The sequence below is a fragment of the Streptomyces sp. BK239 genome (assembly GCF_004217285.1).
Taxonomy (GTDB): domain Bacteria; phylum Actinomycetota; class Actinomycetes; order Streptomycetales; family Streptomycetaceae; genus Streptomyces.
Genome location: NZ_SHKS01000006.1, coordinates 203406 through 227910, shown reverse-complemented (window position 1 = coordinate 227910; position 24505 = coordinate 203406). Strand labels below are relative to the sequence as shown.

Below are 24505 nucleotides of genomic sequence, written 5' to 3'. Positions count from 1 at the left end.
GTCAGCCTCCCTTGGGCAGGCCGAGGATCCGCTCACCCACGATGTTGCGCTGGATCTGCGAGGTACCGGCCGCGATGGTGTACGAGAGGGAGGAGAGCCGGTCCAGCGCCCAGGGCCGCTCCAGGTCGAGGGCGTCGTCGCCGAGGACGTCGGCCGCCGCGTCGTAGAGCTCCTGGCGGGTGTGCGAGTAGCTCAGTTTGAAGACCGAGCCGCCCGTGCCGGGCACGCCGCCGCCCGTGGCCTCCGCCTCGCTCACGTTCCACTGGGTGAGCCGCCACAGCGCCCGCAGCTCGGCGTTGAGCCTGCCGAGCCGCCTCCTGAGGGCGGGATCGTCCCAGCGGCCGTTGCGGCGCGCCTCGCGGGCGAGTTCGCCGAGGGTGCGCCGGCAGGCCACCACCTCGCCCGCGAACGCCGTGCCGCGTTCGAAGGACAGCGTCACCATCGTCACCCGCCAGCCGTCGTTCTCCTCCCCCACCCGGTTGGCGACGGGCACGCGCACGTCGTCGAGGAACACCTCCGCGAACTCGGCGGACCCGGCGAGCGTCCGCAGCGGCCGTACGGTGACGCCGGGGGCGTCCATCTGCAGGGCGAGCCAGGTGATGCCACGGTGCCGGGGGGCCGACGGGTCGGTGCGCACCAGCAGTTCGCACCAGTCGGCGACCTCGGCGTGCGAGGTCCAGATCTTGGATCCGTTCACCACGTAGGCGTCGCCGTCGCGTCGCGCGCGGGTGCGCAGCGCCGCGAGGTCGGAGCCGGCGCCGGGTTCGCTGAAGCCCTGGCACCAGACCTCCTCACCGCGCAGGATCGGCGCCAGCCAGCGCTCCCGCTGGGCCGCGGTGCCCTCGGCGGCGATGGTCGGCCCGGCGTGCAGCAGTCCGACGAAGCCCGCGCCGACATAGGGCGCGCCCGCCTCCTCCGTCTCCTCCAGGAAGATCAGCCGTACGGTGGGCGAGGCGTCCCAGTGCACGTGCGCGTACCCGGCGTCGTACAGCATGCGCTGCCAGCCGAGGTCATAGGCCCTGCGGGCCGGCCAGTCGTCCGGGGAGGGCTTCGGGGGCAGTGTGGGGAGCGCCTTGGCCAGCCATTCACGCAGTCGGGCCCGGAACTCGGCTTCCTGCGGGGTGTCCGCGAGGTCCATCGGCGTCACCCGGAGCGGTCGGGACGGCGGTCGAGGTCGAGGTCCAGGCCGAGCATGCGGATCGCGTTGCCCCGCATCAGCTTGTACACGGTCTCGTCGTCCAGGCCCTTCACATGGTCGAGGGCGACCTCCTTGGTGTGCGGGAACGTGGAGTCGACGTGCGGGTAGTCCGTCTCGAAGGTGGCGTTGTCGCGGCCGACGACGTCCAGGGACGCCACGCCGTGCTTGTCGCGGAAGAAGCAGCAGAAGATCTGCCGGTAGTAGTACGTCGACGGCGGCTCGGGGACGATGTCGCGGACCCCGCCCCAGGCGCGGTGCTCCGCCCAGACGTCGTCGGCGCGCTCCAGGGCGTAGGGGATCCAGCCCATCTGGCCTTCGGAATAGGCGAGTCTCAGGGCCGGGAACTTCACCAGGACGCCGCTGAAGAGGAAGTCCATCATCGAGGCCATGGCGTTGTTGAAGCTCAGCGAGGCCTGGACGGCGGGCGGCGCGTCCGGTGAGGCGGCCGGCATCTGGCTGCTGGACCCGATGTGCATGTTGACGACCGTGCCGGTCTCCTGGCACACGGCGAAGAACGGGTCCCAGTAGCCGGAGTGGATGGAGGGCAGGCCCAGGTAGGTGGGGATCTCCGAGAAGGTCACCGCGCGCACGCCGCGCGCGGCGTTGCGCCTGATCTCGGCGACGGCCAGCTCGACGTCCCACAGCGGGATCAGGCACAGCGGGATGAGCCGGCCGCCGCTGTCGCCGCACCACTCCTCGACCATCCAGTCGTTGTAGGCGCGCACGCAGGCCAGTGCGACCTCCTTGTCGTGCGCCTCGGCGAAGGTCTGACCGCAGAAGCGCGGGAAGGTCGGGAAGCAGAGGCTGCCCTCGACGTGGTTGAGGTCCATGTCGGCGAGCCGCGCCTTCGGGTCCCAGCAGCCGCGTCGCATCTCCGCGCGCGTGATGCCCTCCAGCGTCATCTCGTCGCGGTCGAAGCCGACGGCGGCGATGTTGCGCTTGTACGGGAACTGGAGGTCCTCGTAGATCCACCAGTCGGTGGGCGGACCGTCGGGGTCCATGGTGATCCGGTACCTGCCGCCCACGTACGCCAGCTCCCCGATCCCGGCGGTGAGGGGCTTGGGGCCGCGGTCGTGGTACTTGCGCGGCAGCCAGGTCTCGAAGAGGTGCGCGGGCTCGATCACGTGGTCGTCGACGCTGATGATGCGGGGCAGTTCGGTCATGGTCCCCTCCGCCTGGCGGACGCGTGCTGAAAGGCCGCAGGTGCCACGGCCGGGTCCGCGGGCCGTGGTCCGGCGGGCGTGGTCCGGACCCCGGAATCTGATGGCCCGTCAGATCTGTTCTTCCCAGCAGGCTAGTCCGCGACCCCTGGACCGACAAGGCGACGAGCCCTACGCTCTGCGCACAATCTGACTGCCCGTCAGCTCTTGAGGGGGCCGCCGTGACCGACACCGCCCACGCCCTGAGCGCGTCCCGCACCCTGTGGGACCTGCTCGACCGACGCGCCGCCCTCACCCCCGACCGCCCGGTCCTCCTCCAGGGCGACCGCACCCTGAGCTTCGGCGGGCTGCGCGAGCGCGCCGAACGCACCGCGGCCGGCCTGTACGACATGGGCGTACGCCCCGGCACGGTCGTCGCCTGGCAGCTCCCCACCCGCCTCGAGACGGCCGTGCTGACCTTCGCGCTGGCCCGGCTGGGCGCCGTGCAGAGCCCGGTCATCCCGTTCTACCGGGACCGCGAGGTCGGCTTCGCGCTGCGCGAGTCCAAAGCGGAGTACTTCGCCGTGCCCGGTGTGTGGCGGGGCTTCGACCACGGCGAGATGGCGCGCCGCCTGGGCGCGAAGGGCGTCTTCGAGGCCTACGACGACCTGCCCGAGGGCGATCCGGCCGTGCTGCCCGCCCCGCCCCGCGACGGCACGTCCGTACGCTGGATCTACTGGACCTCGGGGACCACCTCCGACCCCAAGGGCGTGCTGCACACCGACCGTTCGCTGATCGCGGGCGGCTCCTGCCTCGCCCACGCGCTGTGCCTGACCGCCCGCGACGTCGGCTCCATGGCCTTCCCGTACGCGCACATCGCCGGCCCCGACTACACGGTCATGCTGCTGCTGTACGGCTTCCCGGCGGTGATGTTCGAGCAGTTCGCGATGCCGGACGCGCTGACGGAGTACCGGCGGCACGGGGTGACGGTGGCGGGCGGCTCCACGGCGTTCTACTCGATGTTCCTGGCCGAGCAGCGCAAGCGGCCCGGCGACCCGGTGGTCCCCTCGCTGCGGCTGCTCGCGGGCGGGGGCGCGCCCAAGCCGCCGGAGCTGTACCACGCCGTCGTCCGCGAGATGGGCGTCCAGCTCACCCACGGGTACGGGATGACCGAGGTGCCGATGATCACCATGGGCTCGCCCGACGACACCCCGGAGAACCTCGCGACGACGGAGGGACGGCCGCCGCGGGGCATGGAGATACGGATCGCGCCCGACGGGGAGGTGCGGCTGCGAGGGGAGGCGGTCTGCCGGGGCTACCTCGACCCCGCGCAGACGGCCGAGGCCTTCGACGAGGAGGGCTTCCTGCGCACCGGCGACCTGGGGCGGGTGACCGGCAGCGGCCATCTCGTGCTCACCGGCCGGCTGAAGGACGTGATCATCCGCAAGGGGGAGAACGTCTCGGCCAAGGAGATCGAGGACCTGCTGCACACCCACCCGGCGGTGGGCGACGTGGCGGTGATCGGGCTGCCGGACCCCGAGCGCGGGGAGCGGGTGTGCGCGGTGGTCGAACCGGCGGCGGACCGGGCGGCGGACGCGGGCGCGCTGACCCTGGAGGCGGTGACGGCGCACCTGCGCGCGGAAGGGCTGTCGCCCCACAAGCTGCCCGAGCAACTGGAGGTCGTGGACGCCTTGCCGCGCAACGAGACGCTGCGCAAGGTGCTGAAGTACAAGCTGCGGGAGCGGTTCTCGGCCGCGCCGCCCACGCCGTGAAGAGAGCGCCCGGCGTCCGGGGCTACTCGGGGACGGTGAAGTAGCGGGCGAAGGCCGGGACGACGTCCGTCTCCAGGACACGGCCGTCGGTGTCCGCGTCCAGGGCGGCGGCGACGGCGTGCGCGGCCTGTCCGGGCACGCCCAGGCAGGTCAGCACCCGCACGGTGTCCTCCACGGTGACCGCTCCGTCGGCGCCGGCCACGGCGAGGGCCGCGTGCAGGAACGGGCGGGCGATCTCGCCGAACCGGTCGGGGTTGTCGCGCAGTCGCTTGACCGCGCCGCCGACGAACTCCTCGCGCGTGATGCGCTGGTCGCCGTCGCGGTCCGCCATCCCCGCCATGCCCTGCCAGAACGCCTCGGCGCCGGCGTACAGGGCCTGCCCTTTGTCCGAGCGGGCCGGGGTGTCGAACTCGGTGAGCAGCGCCTGGGCCGCCGCCGCGAAGTCCTCGCGGCTGATGTAGCCGTTGCCGTCCTGGTCGAAGGTGGCGAACCGGCCGGCGATCCTGCGCTCGTACTCGCTGCTGACCATCTCTTCTCGGGCCGCCTTACGTCGTCGCGTGCGGGTGCTTGTCGGCAGGGAGCGTACGACGCCGGTGACGCACCGGGGGCGGGAAGGCGGCGGTTGTGCCTGAACCGGGGTGAATTCGGGACAAACGTGTGGCGCCGACGTGAGGTGACTCACCGTCGGGCGCGAGGACCCCGAGGCGCGCGTCAGGCGGACAGGGGCTCGGTTCCGTCGTCCACGGCCGCCGGGACGTCGCCGTACACGTCGAAGAGGCGGCGCACCCCCAGCGCGCCGAGCACCCGGTTGACGTGGGAGTGCTCCTCGGCTCCGCGCGCCGGCAGGATCAGGCGCAGCCTGCCCCGGCAGGAGCGGATGAGGCGGCGGGAGGCGATCAGGACTCCGACGCCGCTCGAGTCGCAGAAGTGCACCTCGGAGAGGTCGAGGACGAGACTGTGCCTGCCCTCGGCCACTTCGTCGTGCACCCGCTGACGCAGCACCGGTGACGTCACCAGGTCCAGCTCACCGGAAACATGGAGCACGGCCCATCCGCCGCGCTCGACGCCGATCACTTTGAAAGCCACCACCACGCCCTTCAGTCGCCGAAACGGAAGCTGTCCCTTCGCTTCCTCGCAGCGCGGCTGCCCAGCGGCCGTTCCCCGAAACTCCGCACAGAAAACTGCCCATGAAGAAAAGAGGCCTGATTCAGTCTCTTTCGGTCCCGTTCGAACGTGCTGCAACAGGTCCGTTCGAACCCGATCACAGGCGGAACGGACCGGCCCGGCGTGCTGACGCTCCTTTACCACCCCCGGCGCGACGGGGGCGCACATTGCGACAAAGGGGCGTGCGCCGACCGGTGTGCCGACTACATTCGAGCTGACGGGGGACGCAGGCTGGACAAGGACACAGGTCGGCGAGGACGCCGAACGGAGCAGGGGCGAGGGGGTCGCAGGGTGGAGAAGGACACACTGCCCCGCTGGGACCGCACGATGCAGCAGCGACTCGCGCACGGGGAGGCCGCCGCCCTCGGTGAGCTTTATGACCGGTTCGCTTCGCTCGTGCACGGACTCGCCCACCGCGTGCTCGGAGACGAACGGGCCGCCGACGGCATCACCCGCGAGGTCTTCGCCCACGTCTGGGAGCACCCCGACGCCTACGACCCCCGGCAGGGCCCCCTGCGCACCTGGGTGGCCTCCCTGACCCACCGCCTCGCCGTGCGGCGGCTGCGCGCCACCGAGACCGAGGCCCTCGGCGACGGCGGCCCCGGCACCGCCGAGCAGCGGGAGGACCTGGAGAACAAGGTCCGGCACGCCTCCGTCGCCGCCCGCGCCGACTACATCGCCCAGTCCATGCCGGCCCCGCTGCGCGCCGCACTGGAACTGGCCTACTTCCAGCGCCGCGACTACCACCAGACCGCCGCCGACCTCGGCGTCACCGAGGACGAGGCCCGCCGCCGTCTCCGCCTCGGCCTGCAACTGCTGTCCACCGCGCACGACGCGACCACCCCGGACGCCACCGCCCCCGGGGCGCCGCCCGGATACGGGGGCGCGGCATGACCGCCCCGCACGGCGACCGGCACGACGGCACGGACCACGACCCGTACGACGACCCGCGCCACGACCCGGACGGCCGCGCGTCGTCGCCCCCGCCGCTGGAGCACCCGGTGCTGAAGTCGATGCTGGGCGCCTGGGCGCTGGCGGCCTGTTCGGCGGAGGAGACCGCGGCCGTCGAGGAGCACCTCGGCGAGTGCGGGCCCTGCGCCGACGAGGCGCGGCGGCTGCGCGAGGCGGTCGGCCTGCTCCAGCGCCCCGAGAGCCTCGACCTCGACCCCGCCCTGCGCACCCGCGTCCTCGACGCCTGCCTGGACCGCCGCCCGCCCCGCGTCCCGGTGCCCGTCTGGGCGTCTTCGTACGACGCGGAGACCGCGCGCCTGGACGCGCTGCTGCAGGACTTCGGGGACGCCGAGTGGCACGCGCCCGTGCGGCTGCGCTGGTTCCGCGGCGAGGGCGCGACCAGCCGCCGCACGACCGTCGCCGGGGTCATCGCCCACCTGATCGCCGTGGACGGCCTGGTCGCCGCCGCGCTCGGCCTGGAGGACCCGCTGCGCTCGGGCGGCGGCCCGAGGCGCGACCGCGGGACGGCGACCGACGCGAGGGACGTCGCGGGCCCCGGCCGTGCGCCGGCGGCGGTCCGCACCCCGGCCGCGCGGACCGAGGCCCTCTGGGAGGCATCGCACTTCCCGCCGACGCGTTCGGTGCGCGGGCCGTGGCGGGAGCAGACCCACGCCGTCGTGCGCACCGTCTCCTCCACCGGAACGGCCCCAGGCGCGCTGCCCGTGTCGTACGGCCACTTCGAACTGCCCATCCGGGACGCGCTGCTGGACCGGGCCTTCGAGTGCTGGGTGCACGCGGAGGACATCGCCGACGCCGTCGACTACCCGTACGCCCCGCCCGCGCCGCGCCATCTGCACGGCATGATCGACCTCGCGGCGCGGATGCTGCCCAAGGCCCTCGCCGCGCGCCGCCGGGCGGGGCTCACGGCCCCCGGCGCCCGACGGCACCTGGTGAGCGCCGGCAGTCCCGGCCGCAGCCTCCGCCTGGAGATCGAGGGGGAGGGCGGCGGGCAGTGGCTGATCCCGCTGGACTCCCCGGGTGCGGTGGGCTCCGCCGACCACGAGGTGGCCCACGTGGCGCTGGACGACGTGGAGTTCTGCCGGCTGGCGGCGGGTCATGTGCCGCCGGAGGAGGCGGCGGCGGGGCAGTTGGGGGACCGCTCGGCGATCAGGGACGTGCTGTTCGCCGCGGCGAGCCTGAGCCGGATGTAGGGCTGGCCGCCCACCGGCCGTCACCTCCGAAGTGAAGGCCGGCCACCGGGCTGCGGGTCAGGCGAACACCACCGTGCGGCGGCCGTTGAGGAGGATGCGCCGCTCCGCGTGCCACTTCACGGCCCGCGCCAGCGCCTGGCACTCCACGTCACGCCCCACCGCGACCAGCTGGTCCGGGGTGACGTCATGGCCCACCCGCTCGACCTCCTGCTCGATGATCGGCCCCTCGTCGAGATCGGCCGTCACATAGTGCGCCGTCGCGCCGATGAGCTTCACGCCCCGCGCGTGCGCCTGGTGGTACGGCTTCGCGCCCTTGAAGCTCGGCAGGAAGGAGTGGTGGATGTTGATGATCCGCCCGCTCAACTGCTTGCACAGGTCGTCCGACAGCACCTGCATGTACCGGGCGAGGACGACCAGCTCGACGTTCTCCCCGCGGACGATCTCCAGAAGCTGGGCCTCCGCCTCGGACTTGTTCTCCCGCGTCACCGCGATGTGGTGGAAGGGAATGTCGTACGAGGCCACCAGTTCGGCGAAGTCGGTGTGGTTGGACACCACCGCCGCGATCTCCACCGGCAACGCGCCGATCCGCGCACGGAACAGCAGGTCGTTCAGACAGTGCCCGAACTTGCTGACCATCAGGACGACGCGCATCTTCTCGTCGGCCCGGTTGATCTTCCAGTCCATGTGGAAGGAGTCGCCGATCGCCGCGAAGCTCGCCCGGAGCTTGTCCACGGTCACCGGCGCCTCCGCCGAGAAGTGGACGCGCATGAAGAACAGTCCCGTGTCGTGGTCGCCGAACTGCTGGCTGTCCTCGATGTTGCAGCCGGTCATGAAGAGGTAGCTCGACACGGCGTGCACGATGCCCTGCTTGTCGGGGCAGGACAGGGTGAGGACGTACTGGTCGGCGAGGCTCGCCGAGGCTCGGGTGGACTGCTCACTCATGCAGCACAGGGTCTCACGACGGCCCGCGCGGCCCGGCATCCGTCCGCAGAGCGGGCAGGAAGGACGGGACGGACCGGGTGTTCCGGACGAACCTCGGGTGGGCCCGGCGGAACAGACGAACCGGGCAGCGCTACGCCGACCTGGTCAGGATGCGCAGCACCTCGAGCGTGCGCGGGGGCGCGTCCGCGTCCTCGCCGTCGGCCGCCGCCATCCGGACGTGCGCGTCGCGCGCCGCCCGCACCGCCTCCGGCCAGCCGGGGTGGTCGACGTACGCGGAGACCGGCGCGTCCGGCCCGACCTGGTGCATGATCCGCAGCACGCGCAGCACCGCGGTGTCGACGAGCGCCGCCTCCTGGGAGTCACGGAAGATCGTGCCGACGTACTTCTCGGCGGACCAGTTGTCCAGCCAGGTGTCCTCGACCAGGCGGTACACGGCGTCGGTGACGTCACCGTAGCCGTCCACCCCGGCCAGCCAGACGTCCCGCTGGAACACCGGGTCGGAGAGCATGTGCAGCGCGGAGCGCACATTGCTGCGCCAGCGCCACCACGGCATGTCGTTCAGTGGCATGCCGCCCATGGTGGAGGAGCGACGGCCGCGACGGGAAGAGTTCTCCGAACCTTGTTGCACGGTCGTCGATCGTACGTTCTCCGTCCTGCGCGCCTCGCAGGCCCCTGTAATTCACCTCCGCGTCACCAGGCGTCGACCAAGGGTCACTCCAGGGTTGGCCGTGTGAGGGAATCGTGTGGAGCCATGACCGGCAGGCGACGCACGCGAAGCACCTTCCTCCCCAGGCTCCTCCGCTTCACCGGCTCCACCAGGGCCGCCGTCCTCTCGGCGGGCGCACTGGCGGGCTGTGCGTCGCTCCTCGCCGGCTGCGGGGTCGTCCCCGGTGCCACGGGGGGTTCCGGGGGCGGCCCGGTCGTCGTCATGACCTGGGCGCCCGAGGGCACCGGCGCGACCAACAAGCCCGGCATGCCCGCCTTCGCCCTCGCCTACGCCCGCTGGGTCAACGCGAACGGCGGCATCGGCGGCCGCAAGCTCACCGTCCTGACCTGCAACGACCACAACACCGCCGTGGACGCGGCGAAGTGCGCCCGGCGGGCCGTCAAGGAGGGGGCGGTGGCCGTCGTCGGCTCCTACAGCCAGCACTCCGACTCCTTCCTCCCGCACCTGGAAGGCGCCGGCATCCCCTACATCGGCGGCTACGGCGTCACCAACGCCGAGTTCACCAGCCCGCTGTCCTACCCGGTCAACGGCGGCCAGCCCGCGCTGCTCGCCGGGCTCGGCAAGGAACTCGCCGGGAACTGCGGTCCGGTCGCCCTGGTCCGCCCCGACACCATCGCGGGCGACGCCCTGCCGCCCATGCTCGACGCCGGTCTTACCACGGGCGGGCACGACTCGGCGGAGGACCAGCGGGCCCCCGAGGACTCCGCCGAGTACTCCGCGCAGGCCGAGAAGGCGCTGAAGGAGGCGACCGGCGACCAGGAGGAGAAGGGCTGTGTGATCCCCGCCCTCGGCGACCGCACCGCCACCTTCATGGACTCCTTCCGCCGCACCCGCGACGACTACGCCGACGTGCGCACCGCCACCGTGCTCGGCAGCGTCGACCAGACGGTCGTCGACTCCACCGGCGGCGCGTCCAGCGCGTTCGAGGGGGCCTACGTCACCGGCTGGTATCCGGTGGCGAGCGATCCGCGCTGGGACGGGATGAAGAAGGTGATCAGCGAGAGCGCCTTCTCCGACACCCGGATCGACGCGGCGGACACCGGCGTGCAGACCACCTGGATCGCGTACGCGGTGCTGCGCGCGGTCGTGGAGTCGCTCGGCGACGGCGAGGTGAGCGCCACCACCGTACGGGGCGCCCTGGACGACGGGCTGAGGATCGACACCGGCGAGCTCACGCCGGCGCTGCGCTGGCAGTTCAGCGACAAGCTCGCCTCGATCGGGCTTCCGCGCCTGGTCAACGCCCATGTGACCCTGCAGACGGTGCGGCGGGGCCGGCTGGTCGCGGCGAAGCCCGGATTCGTGGACGTGACGCGGACGATGGAGAAGGCCGAGGTGGACTGAGTGGCCGCCGAGGTGGACTGAGTGGCGCTCGCCCTGCGCCCGCCGGGCGCCGGCAGGGAACGGCTCCCGCCGGCGTCGCGGCCGTCGAGCCGTCAGAGCTGGACGGGCTGGCGCTCCGTCAGGCCGTACTTCCGCGCGATCTCGTTCCACACCTTCGCGGCCCGCGTCTTCTGGGTGCTGGCGGTGCCGCTCGCCCGGTTGCCGGCCTGCGTCTGGGGCGTGCTGCGAGCCTGCCCCTTCTTGCAGTTGCGCTTCTTGTCGCCGGCGACCTGGTCGGCCCAGGCCGCGTAGTGGTCGTCGGCCGACGCCGACGCCTGCCACGCCTTGGTCAGGGCGTCGGTCAGCGCGGCGTGGTCGGGCAGCTGGTCCACACTCAGGGCGGACAGCTTGGTCACCAGCTGGTTGCGCTGCTGCGCCGCGCCCCGCAGATCGGTGGCCGCCTGCGCCAGATCGGTGCACGCCTTGACGTCGGCCACCGCGCTGATCACCGTGGCCCGGCTGCTGCCGCTGTCCGACAGCAGCTTGTCCAGCGCGATCGCCTGCTGTTCGGCCACGTCGGCGGACGCCGAGGCGGAGCCCTCGGTGGCGGGCGCGGACGCGGCGACGGTCTTGTTGTCGTCGCCCTGGTCGCCGCCGTCGCCGCCGGCCCCGAGCAGCGCGCCCGCGCCGACCCCGACGACGGCGATGCCCACACCGATCGCCGCGATCATCGGCAGCCGCGAGCCGGTACGGCTGTCACGGCCGCGCCCGTGGTCGTCGCCGCGCCGGCCACGCCGGCCGCCGGAGCCGTCGCCGGTCGGGGTGTAGGAGGGCTGGGGAGCGGCGGGGTGGCCGTGCCCGGCGTCCTCGCGCTCGGAGATGCGGGGCATCTGCTGCGTGGAGCCGTCGGCCGGGCCGTCGCGGAAGAGGTTCTCGAACCCGGCGGGTGGCTGCTGGTCCGCCCCGCCCGCGCCCGGGCCGTACGGCCCCTGGCCGGTGACGGGCGGAATGTACCGGGTGGCCTCGGCGTCCTGGGAGGCCGCCGCGCGGCCCAGGTAGTGGGTGGACTCCGACGGCGTCTCGGGCGGCAGCGCGCCGGGACGGACCGGCGGGATGTACTGCGTCGCGCCCTCGTCGCCGGGGCCGGACGGGACGGGGGGTATGTACTGCGTCGCCCCCTCGTCGCCGGGGCCGGACGGGACGGGGGGTATGTACTGCGTCGCGCCTTCGTCGGCCGCAGGGGGCTGCGGGTAGGAGGTGCGGTGATCGCCGCCCGGGACCGGGGGCATGTACTGCGTCGCGCCCTCGTCGGCGGAGGCGGCCGGCGGGAAGGAGGCGGGGTGGCCGCCGCCGTGGCCGGACGGGACCGGCGGTATGTACTGCGTCGCCCCCTCGTCGCCGGAGGCGGGCGGAAGCGGCGCGCCGGGCATGCCATGGCCGTAGGACGGGGCCGGGGCGCCCTCCGGGGGCAGGGGGCCCGCGCCGGCCGGGCGGGGCGCGCCGGCGCCGTCGGGGGACTGCTGCGTCCACGCGTCGGGGCCCGCGCCCTGCGGCGCACCCCACTGCTGCTGGTCCGCCGGGAGCGGCCAGCCCTGCCCGGGCTGCTGCTGCTCCGGGCCCCAGGGCTGGCCCCAGGTCTGGCCGCCGCCCGGGGCGGACGCCGAGGGCTGCTGCTGCTCGTGCGGGCGGGGTCTGGAATAGGAAGCGTTCGTCATGCCCGGCAGCAGGGGCTCCCCGCCGTCGGAGGGCAGCACGATGCCTTCGTGCGCGGGCCGCGCCGAGGGCTCCTCGCCCTGTCCACTCTGCGTCACCGGGACTCCTACGAATGGGGGACCTTCGTCAATCGTCGGCTCACGCTACCGGGTTCCCCGAATCCCGTGCCACGCAGCTCAGGACGTGACGTACCTCCCAGTGACGTCGGTAACAGAACCGGAGCGCCGTGCGCTGCGTCCGCCGCGCCCCGCGCGACGAAGGGCCGCTTCCGCTTGTGGCGAGGACCCGTTCACGCCACGGCGCCCCGTCCGTTCAGGCGGCGGTCTGCAGGTCCAGACGCGCTCCGAACTCCCTGACCACCGCCTCCTCCCGGAACGGCTCCAGCCGCTGCTGGAGGTCCTCCAGGTACTCCGCGCCCCGGTTGGAGCGGAGCGTCTCGAGCAGTTCCACCGCCTTCAGGCCGGTCGCGCAGGCCTCCTCGACCTCACGCTTGAGCACCTGCGCCGTGGCCAACAGCACAAAGCCGATGGCCCGGCGGCGGGCCCGGCTCTCCGGATGCCCGGCCAGGGACTGCTCCGCGCAGCGCGCCGCCGCCTCGGCCTGGCCGAGGTCCCGGTGGCAGTGCGCCAACTCGTCGGCCAGGTAGGCCTGGTCGAAGTGCGCGATCCACGGCGGGTCGTCCCCCGACCCCGGATCGGCCGCGTCCAGCGCCGACACCGCCCGCGCGGACGCCGTCTGGGCCGCGCGTACGTCGCCCATCAGCGCGTGCCCGCGGGCCTCGGCGGCGTGGAACATCGACTCCGCGCGCGGGGTGACCCTCCCGCGCGCGCCCTCCTGCGCCGCCCTCGCCAACTGGGCGATCTCCCGAGGGTTCCCGAGCTGTGCGGCGAGGTGGCTCATGGAGGCGGCGAGCACGTAGCCGCCGTAGCCGCGGTCGCCGGCGGCCTGCGCGAGACGCAGGGCCTGGATGTAATAGCGCTGGGCCAGGCCGGGTTGGCCGGTGTCGACGGCCATGTAGCCGGCCAGCTCCGTCAACCGCGCTACGGCGGCGAAGAGTTCACGCCCGACGGCCTCCCGGTAGGAGCCGGCGAGAAGCCCCGAGACGACGCTGTTGAGGTAGTGCACGACGACCGGGCGCACATGCCCGCTGCCGTACTGGTGGTCGAGGTCGACGAGCGCCTGGGTCGTCGCCCGTACCGCCGCCACGTCGGACAGGCCCACCCGCGGCCCCGCCGTACGCGCCACCTGGGCGTCGGCGGACGAGATCAACCAGTCCCGGCTGGGCTCGACGAGCGCCGAGGCGGCCACGGACGAACCGGACAGGAAGTCCCGGCGGCCCACATCGCTGCGCCACAGTTCGCAGACCTGCTCGATGGCGCCCAGCACCGTGGGGGAGAACTGGAGGCCGACGCCGGACGCGAGGTTCTTGCCGTTGGCCATCCCGATCTCGTCGATCGTGACCGTGCGGCCGAGTTTGCGGCCCAGCGCCTCGGCGATGATCGCGGGCGCGCGGCCCCGCGGTTGCTGTCCGCGCAGCCAACGCGCCACGGAGGTCTTGTCGTAGCGCAGGTCGAGGCCGTGTTCCGCGCCGCACATGTTGACGCGGCGGGCGAGTCCGGCGTTCGAGCACCCCGCCTCCTGGATGAGCGCCTGCAGCCGTTCGTTCGGCTGCCGTGCGACGAGAGGCCTTGCGGCCATGGGCACTACCCCCTGTGTCTTGGCGGCTCGCGTGCGGCGGCGGCGCCTTGGCGCGTTCCGAGTTGACGTCTCTTCCACCGGATGTTTCCGGCCGTGAAGATCGATGCCCCGCTCACACGGCGAAAATGCGAGGCATGTGAGGATTGCCGGGTGCGGGGCCCTTTCGGACGGAAGCCGACCCCCGAACGTCACTACCCGCTTCCGCGCCCGTTCCTGCCGCGCGCCCCCGCACATGCACCCGTGCGCCCCGAACGAGGGGCCGGTGCTCCTCCCCCGCGCACACGGGCGGGCGTAACCCCTGGTGACGCCCGGAGTTGTGCTCGTCGTGGAAGAGACCATCGCGGGCGCCGAAGCCACCCAGATCCCGAAGCAGCGCGGAGAATCGCTGCTGGAGACCGCAGTTCGCTACGTCGAGGAGCGTCACTGGGAGGTGGTCCCCGGCACCTGGCTGGAAGCCGTCGACGGGGTGCAGCGCTGTTCCTGCGACGACACCGCGTGTCCGGCGCCCGGCGCGCACCCCGCGCGGCCCGACTGGGCGGCCCAGGCGACGGGCAGCGCGACCGTCGCCCGGCGCATGTGGCAGCAGCAGCCGGCGGCGTCGATCCTGCTTCCCACGGGGCGGACCTTCGACGCGATCTCCGTGCCGGAGACGGCCGGGTTCCTGGCGCTGGCGCGCATGGAGCGGATGGAGTCGACGCTGGGGCCGGTGACGCTGACGCCCGACCGGCGGATGCAGTTCTTCGTCCTGCCGGGTACGTCGGCGAAGGTGCCGGGGCTGGTCCGCGCGCTGGGCTGGTCGCCGGCCTCGCTCGATCTCCTCGCGTGGGGCGAGGGGGCGTACGTGGCCGCGCCGCCCACCCGGTTCGGGTCCCGCGGGGCCGTGCAGTGGGCGTGCCGTCCGACGCCGGCCAACCGATGGCTGCCGGACGCGGAGGAGTTGATCTCGCCGCTGGCCTACGCGTGCGGGCGGGAGCGCTGAGGGCGCCTTCGGGTCCACTGAAGTCGGCTGTCACGGCCTAGAGTTCTGGCATGACCTCCGATGCAGTCGTCGCCGGTGCCGCTGTCCGTGTGCGCGGGCTCTGGAAGCGGTTCGGGCAGCAGGTCGCCGTGGCCGGGATCGATCTCGATCTGCCCGCCGGGAAGTTCATCGGGCTGGTCGGCCCCAACGGAGCCGGGAAGACCACCACGCTCTCCATGGTCACCGGGCTGCTGCGGCCCGACCAGGGAAGCGTCGAGATCGTCGGACACGACGTGTGGCGCGATCCGGTCGAGGTGAAGGCCAGGATCGGCGTGCTGCCCGAGGGACTGCGGCTTTTCGAGCGGCTGTCCGGGAGCGAACTGCTCGGCTACAGCGGCCGGTTGCGCGGCCTGCCGGGCGCCGAGGTGGACAAGCGGGCCGGCCAGTTGCTCGACGTCCTCGACCTCGCCGGGGCCCGGCACAAGCTCGTCGTGGACTACTCGACGGGCATGCGGAAGAAGATCGGGCTCGCGGCGGCGCTGCTGCACAACCCCGAAGTGCTCTTCCTGGACGAGCCGTTCGAAGGCGTGGACCCGGTGTCCGCGCAGACCATCCGGGGTGTGCTGGAGCGCTACACCGCCTCCGGCGCGACCGTGGTGTTCTCCTCCCATGTCATGGAACTGGTCGAGTCGCTGTGCGACTGGGTGGCCGTGATGGCGGCGGGACGGATCCGCGCCCACGGCCCGCTGGCGGAGGTGCGCGGTTCCGCCCCCTCGCTCCAGCAGGCGTTCCTCGAACTCGTCGGCGCACACGGCCGGGACGCCGTCGCCGACCTCGACTGGCTGGGCGGCGGCGCCCGGTGACCGGCGTGACCGGCGTCGTCGTACGACTGAAGCTGTCGCTGGTGCGCAACGGGCTGCGGCAGTCCGGGGGCCGGCGGGCCGCGTACGTCGCCTCCGCGGTCGTCACGCTGCTGTTCGCCGTGCTCCAGTTCGTCGGACTGGTCGCGCTGCGCGGGCACGCGCACGCGGCGTCGCTCGGGGTGTCGCTGGTGGCCGTGCTGGGACTCGGCTGGGCGGTGGTGCCGCTGTTCTTCCCCAGCGGCGACGAGACCCTCGACCCGACCCGGCTGGTGATGCTGCCGCTGCGGCCGCGTCCTCTGGTGCGGGCACTGCTCGCGGCCTCCCTGGTGGGTATCGGGCCGCTGTTCACGGCGTTGACGCTGCTGGGCTCGGCGATCGCCGTGGCGCACGGGGCGGTGGCGTACGGGACGGCCGTGCTGGGCGTCGTCCTGGGGCTGCTGGTGTGCGTGGCGCTGGCGCGGGCCGTCGCCGCGGCGAACATCCGGCTGCTGACCAGCCGCAAGGGACGCGATCTGGCCGTGCTGAGCGGGCTGGTCATCGCGATCGGGGCGCAGGTCGTCAACTTCGGCGCACAGCGGCTCGGCACGGCCGGGCTCGGGCCGCTCGATCCGGTGGCGCGGGTGCTGGCCTGGGCGCCGCCCGCCTCCGCGATCGGCGCGGTGGACGCGGCGAGCCAGGGCTCGTACGGCGTCGCCGCGGCGCGGCTCGCGGTGACCGCGGGCGCGCTGGCGGCTCTGGTGGCGCTGTGGGCGCGGAGCCTGAACCGGCTGATGACGGCGCCCGACGGCTCCACCCTCCAGGCCGCCGAGCCGTCGGCCGAGGGCCGGCGGGCCGGGCGGGCCCCGGGGGCACGGCGGCTGCTGCCGGACGGGCGCACCGGCGCGGTCATGGAACGCGGCCTGCGCTACGTCTGGCGCGACCCCAAGACGAAGGCGGCGTGGGTGTCCTCGCTGGCCATCGGGCTGATCGTGCCCGTCTTCAACGCGGTCCAGGGCACCGGCTCGATCTACTTCGCCTGCTTCGCCGCCGGGATGCTCGGCATCCAGATGTACAACCAGTTCGGGCAGGACACGTCCGCGTTCTGGATGGTGGCGACGACCGTGTCCTCGACCCGGGACGCGTACGTCGAGCTGCGCGCGCGTGCCCTGGCGCTGCTGGTGATCACCTTGCCGTACGCGACGCTCGTGACCGCCCTGACGACGGCGCTGCTCGGCGACTGGGCGAGGCTGCCCGAGGCGCTGGGGCTGTCGTTCGCGCTGCTGGGCGCGATGCTGGCGACCGGGGCGTGGACGTCCGCCCGCTTCCCGTACTCCATTCCCCAGGAGGGCTACAAGAACGTGGCTCCCGGGCAGGCGGGCCTGGCCTGGATCGCCATCTTCGGCGGCATGGTCGCCGCCGCACTGCTGTGCGCCCCGGTCATCGCGCTGACGATCTGGCTGAACGTCAGCGCCGGCGGCGACGCGTGGACCTGGACCCTGCTGCCGACAGGCGCGGCCTACGGAACGGCGCTCACCCTGCTGGGCCTACGCCTGGCAGCCCCCCACACGGCGACCCACCTACCGGAGATCCTCACAGCGGTGAGCAAGGGCTGAACCGGGAACTGGAAGTCGCCACGGGGCCCTTCCAACAAGGGCCGCCCCACCCACCCCGGTACTCGGGCTCACTTCCGACGAAGGGCACGCCCAGCCAACCCGGGGGCGCGGGGAACTGCGCGACCAGCCCCCACAACCCGCACCCGCCCCCGACCCGCACCGCACCGCACCCGCCCACGAGAAGGCCCCGCGCTACCGGGCGAGCACCCCTTCCAGGAACGGCTCGATCGCCGACCGCCAGGCCGCCGGCTGGTCGTAGTGGACGAGATGCCCCGCGTCGGCGACCTCGGCGTACTCCCCGCGCGGCAGCACCCGCACCATCTCCTGCGCCTCCGCCCGCCCCAGCTCACCGTCGAGCCCGCGGACCACGAGGGCCGGGCACTGCACCTGCGTGAGCTCCTCCCAGTGCGCGTCGAGCACCCACGTCTCACGGGACTTCAGCATCTGCTCGGGCTCGAACACCGGCTCCCAGCCGTCGGCGGACTCGCGCATCACCTCGGCGTAGAACTCGCCCCGCGCCGGATTGGGGCGCTCCACCCAGGGATCGTCCTCGCCGAACCACTTGCGGACGTCGGCGAGGGTGGCGAAGGGAACGGGCCAGGACTTGAACCAGTCGGCCCACTCCCGCTGCGAGGCCGCGCCGAGCGCGGAGGCCCGCATGTCGCAGATGACCACGCCGGCGACGAGATCGGGCCGCTTGGCGGCGAGCTGCCAGGCGGTCAGCGCCCCCATGGCGTGGCCGATGAGGACCGCGGGGGCGAGACCGAGCTGTTCGAGAGCGGCCTCGGCGTCCTCGACGTACGCCTCACGGGTGTAGGCGGCGGCCTGCGGGGGCTTCTCGCTCCGGCCGTGACCGCGCTGGTCGAGGGCGATGGCCCGATGCCGTTCGGCCAGCCATCGGGCGGTGGACGCCCAGTGTGAGGCACGGCCCATCAGGCCGTGCAGTAACAGGACGCCGGAGCCCGCCCCCGCCCCCTTGCCCGCGCCCGCCGCGGACGGCGACTGGGCCGGGATCATGATGTCCGGCGCGTGGTCCGGGGGGTCCCCCTTGGGCGGGTCACCGAACTCCCAGGCGGCCAGGCGTACGCCGTCCGCTCCGGTCACGTCGATGCGTCGCGCCATACGTTCTGGCACCCCCCTAGCTCCGCTGTGCTGCCGCTACCTACCCTCACGCATCGCCCTGCGCGCCGTCATTCACTCCGTCACTCGCACATTATCGAACTCTTATTCGAGAATTGGTTCTTCCGCGGGCAACACCCCTCGTTCGAGTGACCTCGCTCAAGGATTGATCGCCCGGACCGAGGGGAGATCTTCAGCGGGGGGCGGACCGCTCGGGGAAAACGGTCCGCGGGGAATGACCCTGAGAGCTCGGGGCTCCGGGTCAGAACAGGGGAGGACAGGCCCCGGCGCCACACGGCGCCGGGGCCCTCCTGTCGACTGCGGCACACCATCCCGCCCCCTCAGGTCACGCCTCACGCGACAGGGTGGCACGCGCGGCGGCGATGCGCTGCGATTCGACACAGGGAATCACCGATCCGATGACATCCACCCGCGCCTCAACAGCCCCTGTGGCGCCAGGAATTGAACAAGCCTCAGCACTGGCCGGGCACCCGGCGTCGGCGGCGCCTCAGCGCTTGGCGACGAACACGTGGGAGGCGACGTCCGACGCCAGCTCGGCCGCCTCGCCGCCGCTGCCCACGAGCACACCGCCGGCCGACTCCGTCACGCTCACCACCGAGCCGGGCTGCACTCCGGCGCGGCGCAGCGTGTACATCAGCTGCGCGTCCGTCTGGATGGGCTCGCCGATCCGGCGCACGACGACGGTCTTGCCCTCCGTACCGGGGTCGAGGTCGGCGAGGGACACCATCCCCTCGTCCAGGAACGGGTCGGCGCCGTCCTTCTCGCCCAGTTCCTCGAGCCCGGGGATGGGGTTGCCGTAGGGCGACTCGGTGGGGTGCCGGAGCAGTTCGAGCACTCGGCGTTCGACGGCCTCGCTCATCACGTGCTCCCAGCGACAGGCCTCGGCGTGGACCTGCTCCCACTCCAGGCCGATCACGTCGACGAGGAGGCACTCGGCGAGGCGGTGCTTGCGCATCACGCGTGTGGCCAGCCGTCGGCCCTCGTCGGTCAGCTCCAGATGCCGGTCGCTGGCCACGGAGACCAGGCCGTCGCGCTCCATGCGCGCCACCGTCTGGCTGACCGTCGGCCCGCTCTGGTCGAGCCGCTCGGCGATCCGGGCGCGCATGGGGACCACACCTTCCTCCTCCAGCTCGAGGATGGTGCGGAGATACATCTCCGTGGTGTCGATCAGTCCGGACATACGTGCCCCTCGATTAGCTCTGCCGAAGGCCGGCCGGCTCCGGCGCGTGCGCTGGCCCTGACGTCAATTCTGCCGGATACCACTGACAACCGTGCCGCCCCGCCCGAACGAGCGGCCCTCGAGGCCCCGCCGTATTGACACCGCACTGGTCCAGACCGCACCGTGATCCGCGACACGGCGGGCAGGCGCCGGCCGCCGTCCACGCGCCTGGCGCCTCTCGCACGGCCACGCACCACCTCGCACCCACCCGACACGGCGAAGGGGCCCCTCGGATGAGCGACCGCACGCCCGCCGCACAGTTCTTCGACGCGGCGATCGCGCTGCTCCGCCGCGTCCGCGACGAGAACTCGGCGGACATCCAGGCCGCCGGCGCCCTCCTCGCCGACACCGTCGCCTCCGGCGGCCGCCTCTTCGCCTTCGGCGCCGGCCACTCCTCCCTGGCCGCCCAGGACGTCGTCTACCGTGCCGGCGGCCTCGCCCTGATGAACCTGCTCGCCGTCCCGGGCACCGTGGGCGTCGACGTCACCCCTGCCACGCTCGGCTCGGCGCTGGAGCGCGTCGACGGCCTCGCGGCCGCCGTCCTCGACACCTCACCGGTCGGCGCGGGCGACGCCCTGGTGATCATCTCCCTGTCCGGCCGCAACGCCCTGCCCGTGGAGATGGCCCTCAACGCGCGCGCCATGGGCGTGAAGGTCATCGGCGTGACCTCTGTGGCGTACACCGAGGAGACGAGGTCCCGGCACGCTTCGGGGACGTTCCTGAAGGACCACTGCGACGTCGTCCTGGACTCGAAGATCGCGGTCGGGGACGCCGAGCTGACCTACGACACCGTCCCGGCGCCCTTCGCGCCCGCCTCCACGGTCGTCACCACCGCCCTGCTCCAGGCCGTCATGGCCACGGCGGCCACGGCGCTCGCCGACCGCGGCGTCGAGCCCCCGCTGCTGCGCTCCGGGAACGTGGACGGCGGCCACGAGTGGAACAGGCGGGTGATGGAGCAGTACCGCGACCGGATCTTCTACCGTCACTGAGCGCGGGCCCCCGCCGGCCGTCCCGGTGGGACCGGCCGACCGCTCGGGGCCGTGCCCGGCCCGCCGCGTCAGGCGATCCCGCCCTCGACGTCCCCCGCCGCTCCCCGGGCGCCCGCGTCCGTCGCCCCCGCGAGGTCCAGCGACCCCGCTATCCGCACGGCCACGTCCTCCGCGTACGTCGCGTCGGAGCGTTCGAAGGGGCTTCGGCCCGCGCCCCGGAGGAACGTCACGACGCCCAGGGTGCGCCCCCGGCTGCGCAGCACCGCGCACAGGGCGTGGACGGTGTCCTCGGGCCACTGACGCACGCGTGCCCACTCGTGCGCCTCCTCCGCCGCCACCGTCCCCGCCGACGCCCGCACCGAGCCGGCCCGCGCCACGCACTGGAGGGCAGGATGGCCGTTGGCGTAGCGCACGGGCAGCCCCGCGTGTCCGGTGAGCGCGCTCGGGCCGGGCCCGCCCGAGGGAGTGGCCGCGACCCGCACCAGCCGCCGGGACCCGCTCCCGCCGCCGCTCGCCTCGCCGTCGGCCGCGGGCGGCCCCTCGACGCGGTCGATCACGGCGTGGTCGGCGAACCCGGCGAGCGCGAAGTCGAGGTGCACGGTGGCCGCCTCCGCCGGGTCCTCGCACTCGGCGGCCGCGCGGGACGCCCGGTGCAGCTGGTTGGCGCGGAACCGCAGCAGCGCGGCCTCCTGCTCGCCCAGCTTGGCCTCGGTGACGTCCTGGAACAGCCAGGCCACCCCGAGCGGCACCGGCTCCTCCGTGAGCGGTGACGCCAGCCGCAGGAAGCCGCTCCGCCAGCAGCGCCGCTTCTCGCCGTCCGGCGAGCGCACCCCCACCCACATCTCGGCGGGGGCGGGCGGCGCGCCCTCGGCGAGGACGTGCGTCAGCGCGTTCTCCAGCTCCTCCACGCCGCGGGTGAGCAGTTCGCCGAGCGGGCGGCCCAGGACGGTCGTACGGCCCGTGCCGAGCGCGCGGGCGGCGTGCGCGTTGACGACGGCCGGGCGCAGGTCGGCGTCGACGAGGACGACGCCCCAGGACGCGTCCTCGAGCAGCGCCTCGCTGAGCGCGATGGAACGCTCCAGGTCGATCTGCGCGTGCACCTCGCTGAACGCGCAGTACAGTCCGGCGGGCTTGCCGTCGGCGCCGCGCACGGCGGCGGACTGGGTGCGTACGAGGACCCGGCCGCCGTCCTTGGTCAGCAGCGCGAACTCGTGCACCTGGCGGCCCGGCGCGTGCATCGCGGACGTCAGACGGCTCTCGACCTCCGGGGCGTCCGCCTCCCGGACCGCCCAGCCGGCGAAGCCGCGACGGCCCACGGCCTCCCGCGCGCTCCAGCCGAGGATGCGTTCGGCCTCGCGGTTCCAATGGGTGACGACCCCGTCGGCGTCGAAGGCGCACAGGGCCGCGTCCATCCCGTCGAGGAGGGCGGCGAGCAGGTCGGAGCCGTCCGGGCCGGGCCGCTCGGGCTCGTCCGGTCCCAACTCGTCGGTGGTCCCACTACGCCGGGAAGCACTCACCTGAACCCCCTGCAGGTTCGCTCACGTGCCCTCATTCAACTTGAACGTGACGCAGCGCACATATGGTTCCCGCAAGTTCGCGGAGGACGAGTTCGCGGAGGAATCGCCGCCCCGAGAGGAGGGCCGCCACGTCCGCGTCCCGCGCTACCCGGCCAGCCTCAGGTCGACCCACACGTCGCTCTCGCCGTCGAGCGTGTACCGCTCGGTCTCGGCGAACCCGCGCGCCAGCGCGAACCGCAGGCCGTCCTCGTTGGCGGCCAGCACACACGTCTCGACCGCCTCGGCGCCGAACTCGCGCGCGAGGGCGAGCGCGCGGTCGTAGAGGGCGGCGCCGTAGCCGCGCCGGCGGTACGGGGGCAGCACGCGCGCGATGACGGTGGCCACGGCCTCCTCGCCGCCGGCCGCGGGCGGGCGGACGGTCGTGCAGCCGACGAGGACGTCGCCGGCGTAGGCGTTCTCCAGCCGGTAGCGCTCGGCACGCGCGCGTACCTCGTCCAGGGTCAGGGCGGCGGGCGGGACGATCAGATTGTGGACGTACCGCCACTGCTCCAGCATGGCCTCGCCCTCGACGGGCTCCACGCGCAGGACATCGCTTCGAAGATCGGTCACCCCGGCAGGGAACCGCGCCGCGCCCCCGCGCGTCAACGCGTCAGGCCGCGCCGGGCGGGCGAGGGAGGGCGTCGCCGTCGACTTCTCGAAAAAAAGACTTGAAGCCGCACCGGGCGCTTTTTAGTGTGGTCGCACCGAGGAAAGGAGGTGGTTCGGAGCATGTATGCACACCGGACGTCGGAGGTGGCTGCGGGCTAGCGGCCCGTCGCCCCGCTTCAGTGCGGTGCCGGACCAGCGCGTGTGAGACGCGCGCAGCCGGCCAGTTCCACGCAGTCACCCGACCCGCGAGTCGCCGGTACGTCCGGCCGGCCCTCCCAAGGGAGGACCAGACTCGCGGGTCGTCTGCGTTCCAGGGGGCGTCCGCCCTAGTGGGCGATGTCGCCGTAGCCCTCGATCTCCTGGGGGCCGCGGGCGCCGGGGCCTGTGTAGCGGGCCGAGGGGCGGACCAGGCGGCCCGTGCGCTTCTGTTCGAGGATGTGCGCCGACCAGCCGGCCGTGCGGGCGCAGGTGAACATCGAGGTGAACATGTGCGCCGGGACCTCGGCGAAGTCCAGGATGATCGCGGCCCAGAACTCGACGTTCGTCGCGAGCACCCGGTCGGGCCTGCGGGCGTGGAGCTCCGCCAGGGCGGCCTTCTCCAGGGCCTCGGCGATCTCGAAGCGCGGGGCGCCCAGTTCGCGGGCGGTGCGGCGCAGCACGCGCGCGCGGGGGTCCTCGGCGCGGTAGACGCGGTGGCCGAAGCCCATGAGGCGTTCGCCCTTGTCGAGGGCCTGCTTGACGTAGGCCTCGGCGTCGCCCGTGCGTTCGATCTCCTCGATCATGCCGAGGACGCGTGAGGGCGCGCCGCCGTGGAGCGGGCCGGACATGGCGCCGACGGCCCCGGAGAGGGCGGCGGCGACGTCGGCGCCCGTGGAGGCGATGACGCGGGCCGTGAAGGTGGACGCGTTCATGCCGTGTTCGGCGGCGGAGGTCCAGTAGGCGTCGACGGCGGCGACGTGCTTGGGGTCGGGTTCGCCGCGCCAGCGGATCATGAAGCGTTCGACGACGGACTGCGCCTTGTCGATCTCCCGCTGCGGCACCATGGGGCGGCCCTGGCCGCGGGCCGACTGGGCGACGTAGGACAGGGCCATCACGGCGGCGCGGGCGAGGTCCTCGCGGGCCTGTTCGGCGTCGATGTCGAGGAGCGGCTTCAGTCCCCACACGGGGGCGAGCATGGCCAGCGCGGACTGGACGTCGACGCGGATGTCGCCGGAGTGGACGGGGATGGGGAAGGGTTCGGCGGGCGGCAGGCCGGGGTTGAAGGCGCCGTCGACGAGGAGCCCCCAGACGTTGCCGAACGAGACGTGGCCGACCAGGTCCTCGATGTCGACGCCCCGGTAGCGGAGGGCGCCGCCCTCCTTGTCCGGTTCGGCGATCTCCGTCTCGAACGCGACGACTCCTTCGAGCCCGGGTACGAAGTCGGACATCAGGCGGCTCCTCGTGATGTGGACGGCTCTTTTTTTGCGGTGACGGCGGTACGACGACGGTACGGACGGTGTGCGCGGCATGCGGTGTACGCGTCGGCGGCGCCGGCGGATCCACGGTCCCGTGCGGGGCTCGCGGTCCAGGGCGGCCACCCCGGTGATGCCCCGTGCGGCGTCGGGCCACCCCACCGTGGCGGCATCTGCACCATATCCCCGAGTGTCACCTTTGGGGAGCCCTTACGGCACTCAGTGCCACCTCCTGTGGCGCGGCCGGTCATACGGCAGGATGACCATGTGAACGCAGCAGACGCCGCCTCCCC

At 73.2% G+C, this 24505-nt stretch carries 21 protein-coding genes; 8 read left to right on the top strand and 13 right to left on the bottom strand.

Annotated features, from left to right (window positions below; translation table 11 throughout):
* Position 1: 1 nt before the first annotated feature.
* Both EV567_RS20295 and EV567_RS20290 read right to left on the bottom strand, forming a co-directional pair.
* Positions 2–1138 carry an acyl-CoA dehydrogenase family protein gene (locus EV567_RS20295; protein ID WP_130442109.1) on the bottom strand — a complete coding sequence of 379 codons (1137 nt, stop codon included), beginning with the start codon at positions 1136–1138 and terminating at the stop codon, positions 2–4.
* Between the two features lie 5 nt (positions 1139–1143).
* Positions 1144–2361 carry an amidohydrolase family protein gene (locus EV567_RS20290; RefSeq protein WP_130442107.1) on the bottom strand — a complete coding sequence of 406 codons (1218 nt, stop codon included), beginning with the start codon at positions 2359–2361 and terminating at the stop codon, positions 1144–1146.
* A 218-nt stretch (positions 2362–2579) separates the two neighbouring features.
* On the opposite strand from EV567_RS20290, the gene EV567_RS20285 reads away from it, so the two are divergent.
* Entirely contained in the window at positions 2580–4109 is a 1530-nt protein-coding gene (locus tag EV567_RS20285; RefSeq protein ID WP_130442105.1) for a class I adenylate-forming enzyme family protein, read from the top strand.
* A 22-nt stretch (positions 4110–4131) separates the two neighbouring features.
* On the opposite strand, the gene EV567_RS20280 is transcribed toward EV567_RS20285, so the two are convergent.
* Together EV567_RS20280 and EV567_RS20275 are read right to left on the bottom strand one after the other, a co-directional pair.
* On the bottom strand, positions 4132–4638 hold the full coding sequence (locus EV567_RS20280) for an EF-hand domain-containing protein (RefSeq protein ID WP_130442103.1): 507 nt from the start codon (positions 4636–4638) through the stop codon (positions 4132–4134).
* A gap of 182 nt (positions 4639–4820) precedes the next feature.
* Positions 4821–5201: an STAS domain-containing protein gene (locus EV567_RS20275; protein ID WP_130442101.1), complete on the bottom strand. Its 381-nt coding sequence runs from the start codon at positions 5199–5201 to the stop codon at positions 4821–4823.
* Positions 5202–5600: 399 nt separating this feature from the next.
* On the opposite strand from EV567_RS20275, the gene EV567_RS20270 reads away from it, so the two are divergent.
* Positions 5601–6167, top strand: a complete 567-nt coding sequence (locus tag EV567_RS20270) for an RNA polymerase sigma factor (RefSeq protein WP_130442615.1) — start codon at positions 5601–5603, stop codon at positions 6165–6167.
* Positions 6164–7435, top strand: coding sequence for a zf-HC2 domain-containing protein (locus EV567_RS20265; protein WP_130442098.1), 1272 nt, complete (start codon positions 6164–6166; stop codon positions 7433–7435). Before EV567_RS20270 ends, EV567_RS20265 begins: the two co-directional genes overlap by 4 nt.
* 57 nt (positions 7436–7492) lie before the next feature.
* Here the strand turns inward: EV567_RS20265 and purU are convergent, their stop codons facing one another.
* Together purU and EV567_RS20255 are read right to left on the bottom strand one after the other, a co-directional pair.
* A complete protein-coding gene (gene purU, locus EV567_RS20260; protein ID WP_130442096.1) occupies positions 7493–8377 on the bottom strand; it encodes a formyltetrahydrofolate deformylase in 885 nt (294 codons plus the stop codon).
* 130 nt (positions 8378–8507) lie between these two features.
* Positions 8508–8954: an SCO4402 family protein gene (locus EV567_RS20255; RefSeq protein WP_130442094.1), complete on the bottom strand. Its 447-nt coding sequence runs from the start codon at positions 8952–8954 to the stop codon at positions 8508–8510.
* A gap of 174 nt (positions 8955–9128) precedes the next feature.
* Between EV567_RS20255 and EV567_RS20250 the strand changes: the two genes are divergently transcribed.
* Positions 9129–10445, top strand: coding sequence for an ABC transporter substrate-binding protein (locus tag EV567_RS20250; protein ID WP_130442092.1), 1317 nt, complete (start codon positions 9129–9131; stop codon positions 10443–10445).
* A 92-nt stretch (positions 10446–10537) separates the two neighbouring features.
* On the opposite strand, the gene EV567_RS20245 is transcribed toward EV567_RS20250, so the two are convergent.
* Entirely contained in the window at positions 10538–12235 is a 1698-nt protein-coding gene (locus EV567_RS20245; RefSeq protein WP_130442090.1) for a hypothetical protein, read from the bottom strand.
* 214 nt (positions 12236–12449) lie between these two features.
* Positions 12450–13835: a transcriptional regulator gene (locus tag EV567_RS20240; protein ID WP_130442088.1), complete on the bottom strand. Its 1386-nt coding sequence runs from the start codon at positions 13833–13835 to the stop codon at positions 12450–12452.
* A 316-nt stretch (positions 13836–14151) separates the two neighbouring features.
* On the opposite strand from EV567_RS20240, the gene EV567_RS20235 reads away from it, so the two are divergent.
* From EV567_RS20235 to EV567_RS20225, 3 genes are read left to right on the top strand one after another with little or no spacing between them, the layout of a single operon-like run.
* On the top strand, positions 14152–14814 hold the full coding sequence (locus EV567_RS20235; RefSeq protein ID WP_130442086.1) for a bifunctional DNA primase/polymerase: 663 nt from the start codon (positions 14152–14154) through the stop codon (positions 14812–14814).
* 50 nt (positions 14815–14864) lie between these two features.
* Positions 14865–15656: an ABC transporter ATP-binding protein gene (locus EV567_RS20230; protein ID WP_130442084.1), complete on the top strand. Its 792-nt coding sequence runs from the start codon at positions 14865–14867 to the stop codon at positions 15654–15656.
* The gene (locus EV567_RS20225; protein ID WP_130442613.1) at positions 15632–17248 is read left to right on the top strand and encodes a transporter; all 1617 of its coding nucleotides are present in this window, start codon (positions 15632–15634) and stop codon (positions 17246–17248) included. Before EV567_RS20230 ends, EV567_RS20225 begins: the two co-directional genes overlap by 25 nt.
* A 192-nt stretch (positions 17249–17440) precedes the next feature.
* Here EV567_RS20225 and EV567_RS20220 read toward each other — a convergent pair whose 3' ends face one another.
* Positions 17441–18370, bottom strand: a complete 930-nt coding sequence (locus tag EV567_RS20220; protein WP_130442082.1) for an alpha/beta fold hydrolase — start codon at positions 18368–18370, stop codon at positions 17441–17443.
* 505 nt (positions 18371–18875) lie between these two features.
* Entirely contained in the window at positions 18876–19568 is a 693-nt protein-coding gene (locus EV567_RS20215) for a metal-dependent transcriptional regulator (protein ID WP_130442080.1), read from the bottom strand.
* A gap of 272 nt (positions 19569–19840) precedes the next feature.
* Between EV567_RS20215 and EV567_RS20210 the strand changes: the two genes are divergently transcribed.
* Complete coding sequence (locus EV567_RS20210) at positions 19841–20596, top strand: SIS domain-containing protein (protein WP_130442078.1); 756 nt, start codon at positions 19841–19843, stop codon at positions 20594–20596.
* Positions 20597–20664: 68 nt separating this feature from the next.
* On the opposite strand, the gene EV567_RS20205 is transcribed toward EV567_RS20210, so the two are convergent.
* The 3 genes from EV567_RS20205 to EV567_RS20195 all read right to left on the bottom strand — a co-directional run bounded on the left by EV567_RS20205 (position 20665) and on the right by EV567_RS20195 (position 24188).
* On the bottom strand, positions 20665–22113 hold the full coding sequence (locus EV567_RS20205) for a PAS domain-containing protein (RefSeq protein ID WP_130442076.1): 1449 nt from the start codon (positions 22111–22113) through the stop codon (positions 20665–20667).
* Positions 22114–22257: 144 nt separating this feature from the next.
* Entirely contained in the window at positions 22258–22722 is a 465-nt protein-coding gene (locus EV567_RS20200) for a GNAT family N-acetyltransferase (protein WP_242620917.1), read from the bottom strand.
* A gap of 365 nt (positions 22723–23087) precedes the next feature.
* Entirely contained in the window at positions 23088–24188 is a 1101-nt protein-coding gene (locus EV567_RS20195) for a citrate synthase 2 (protein ID WP_130442074.1), read from the bottom strand.
* Between the last annotated feature and the right edge of the window lie 317 nt (positions 24189–24505).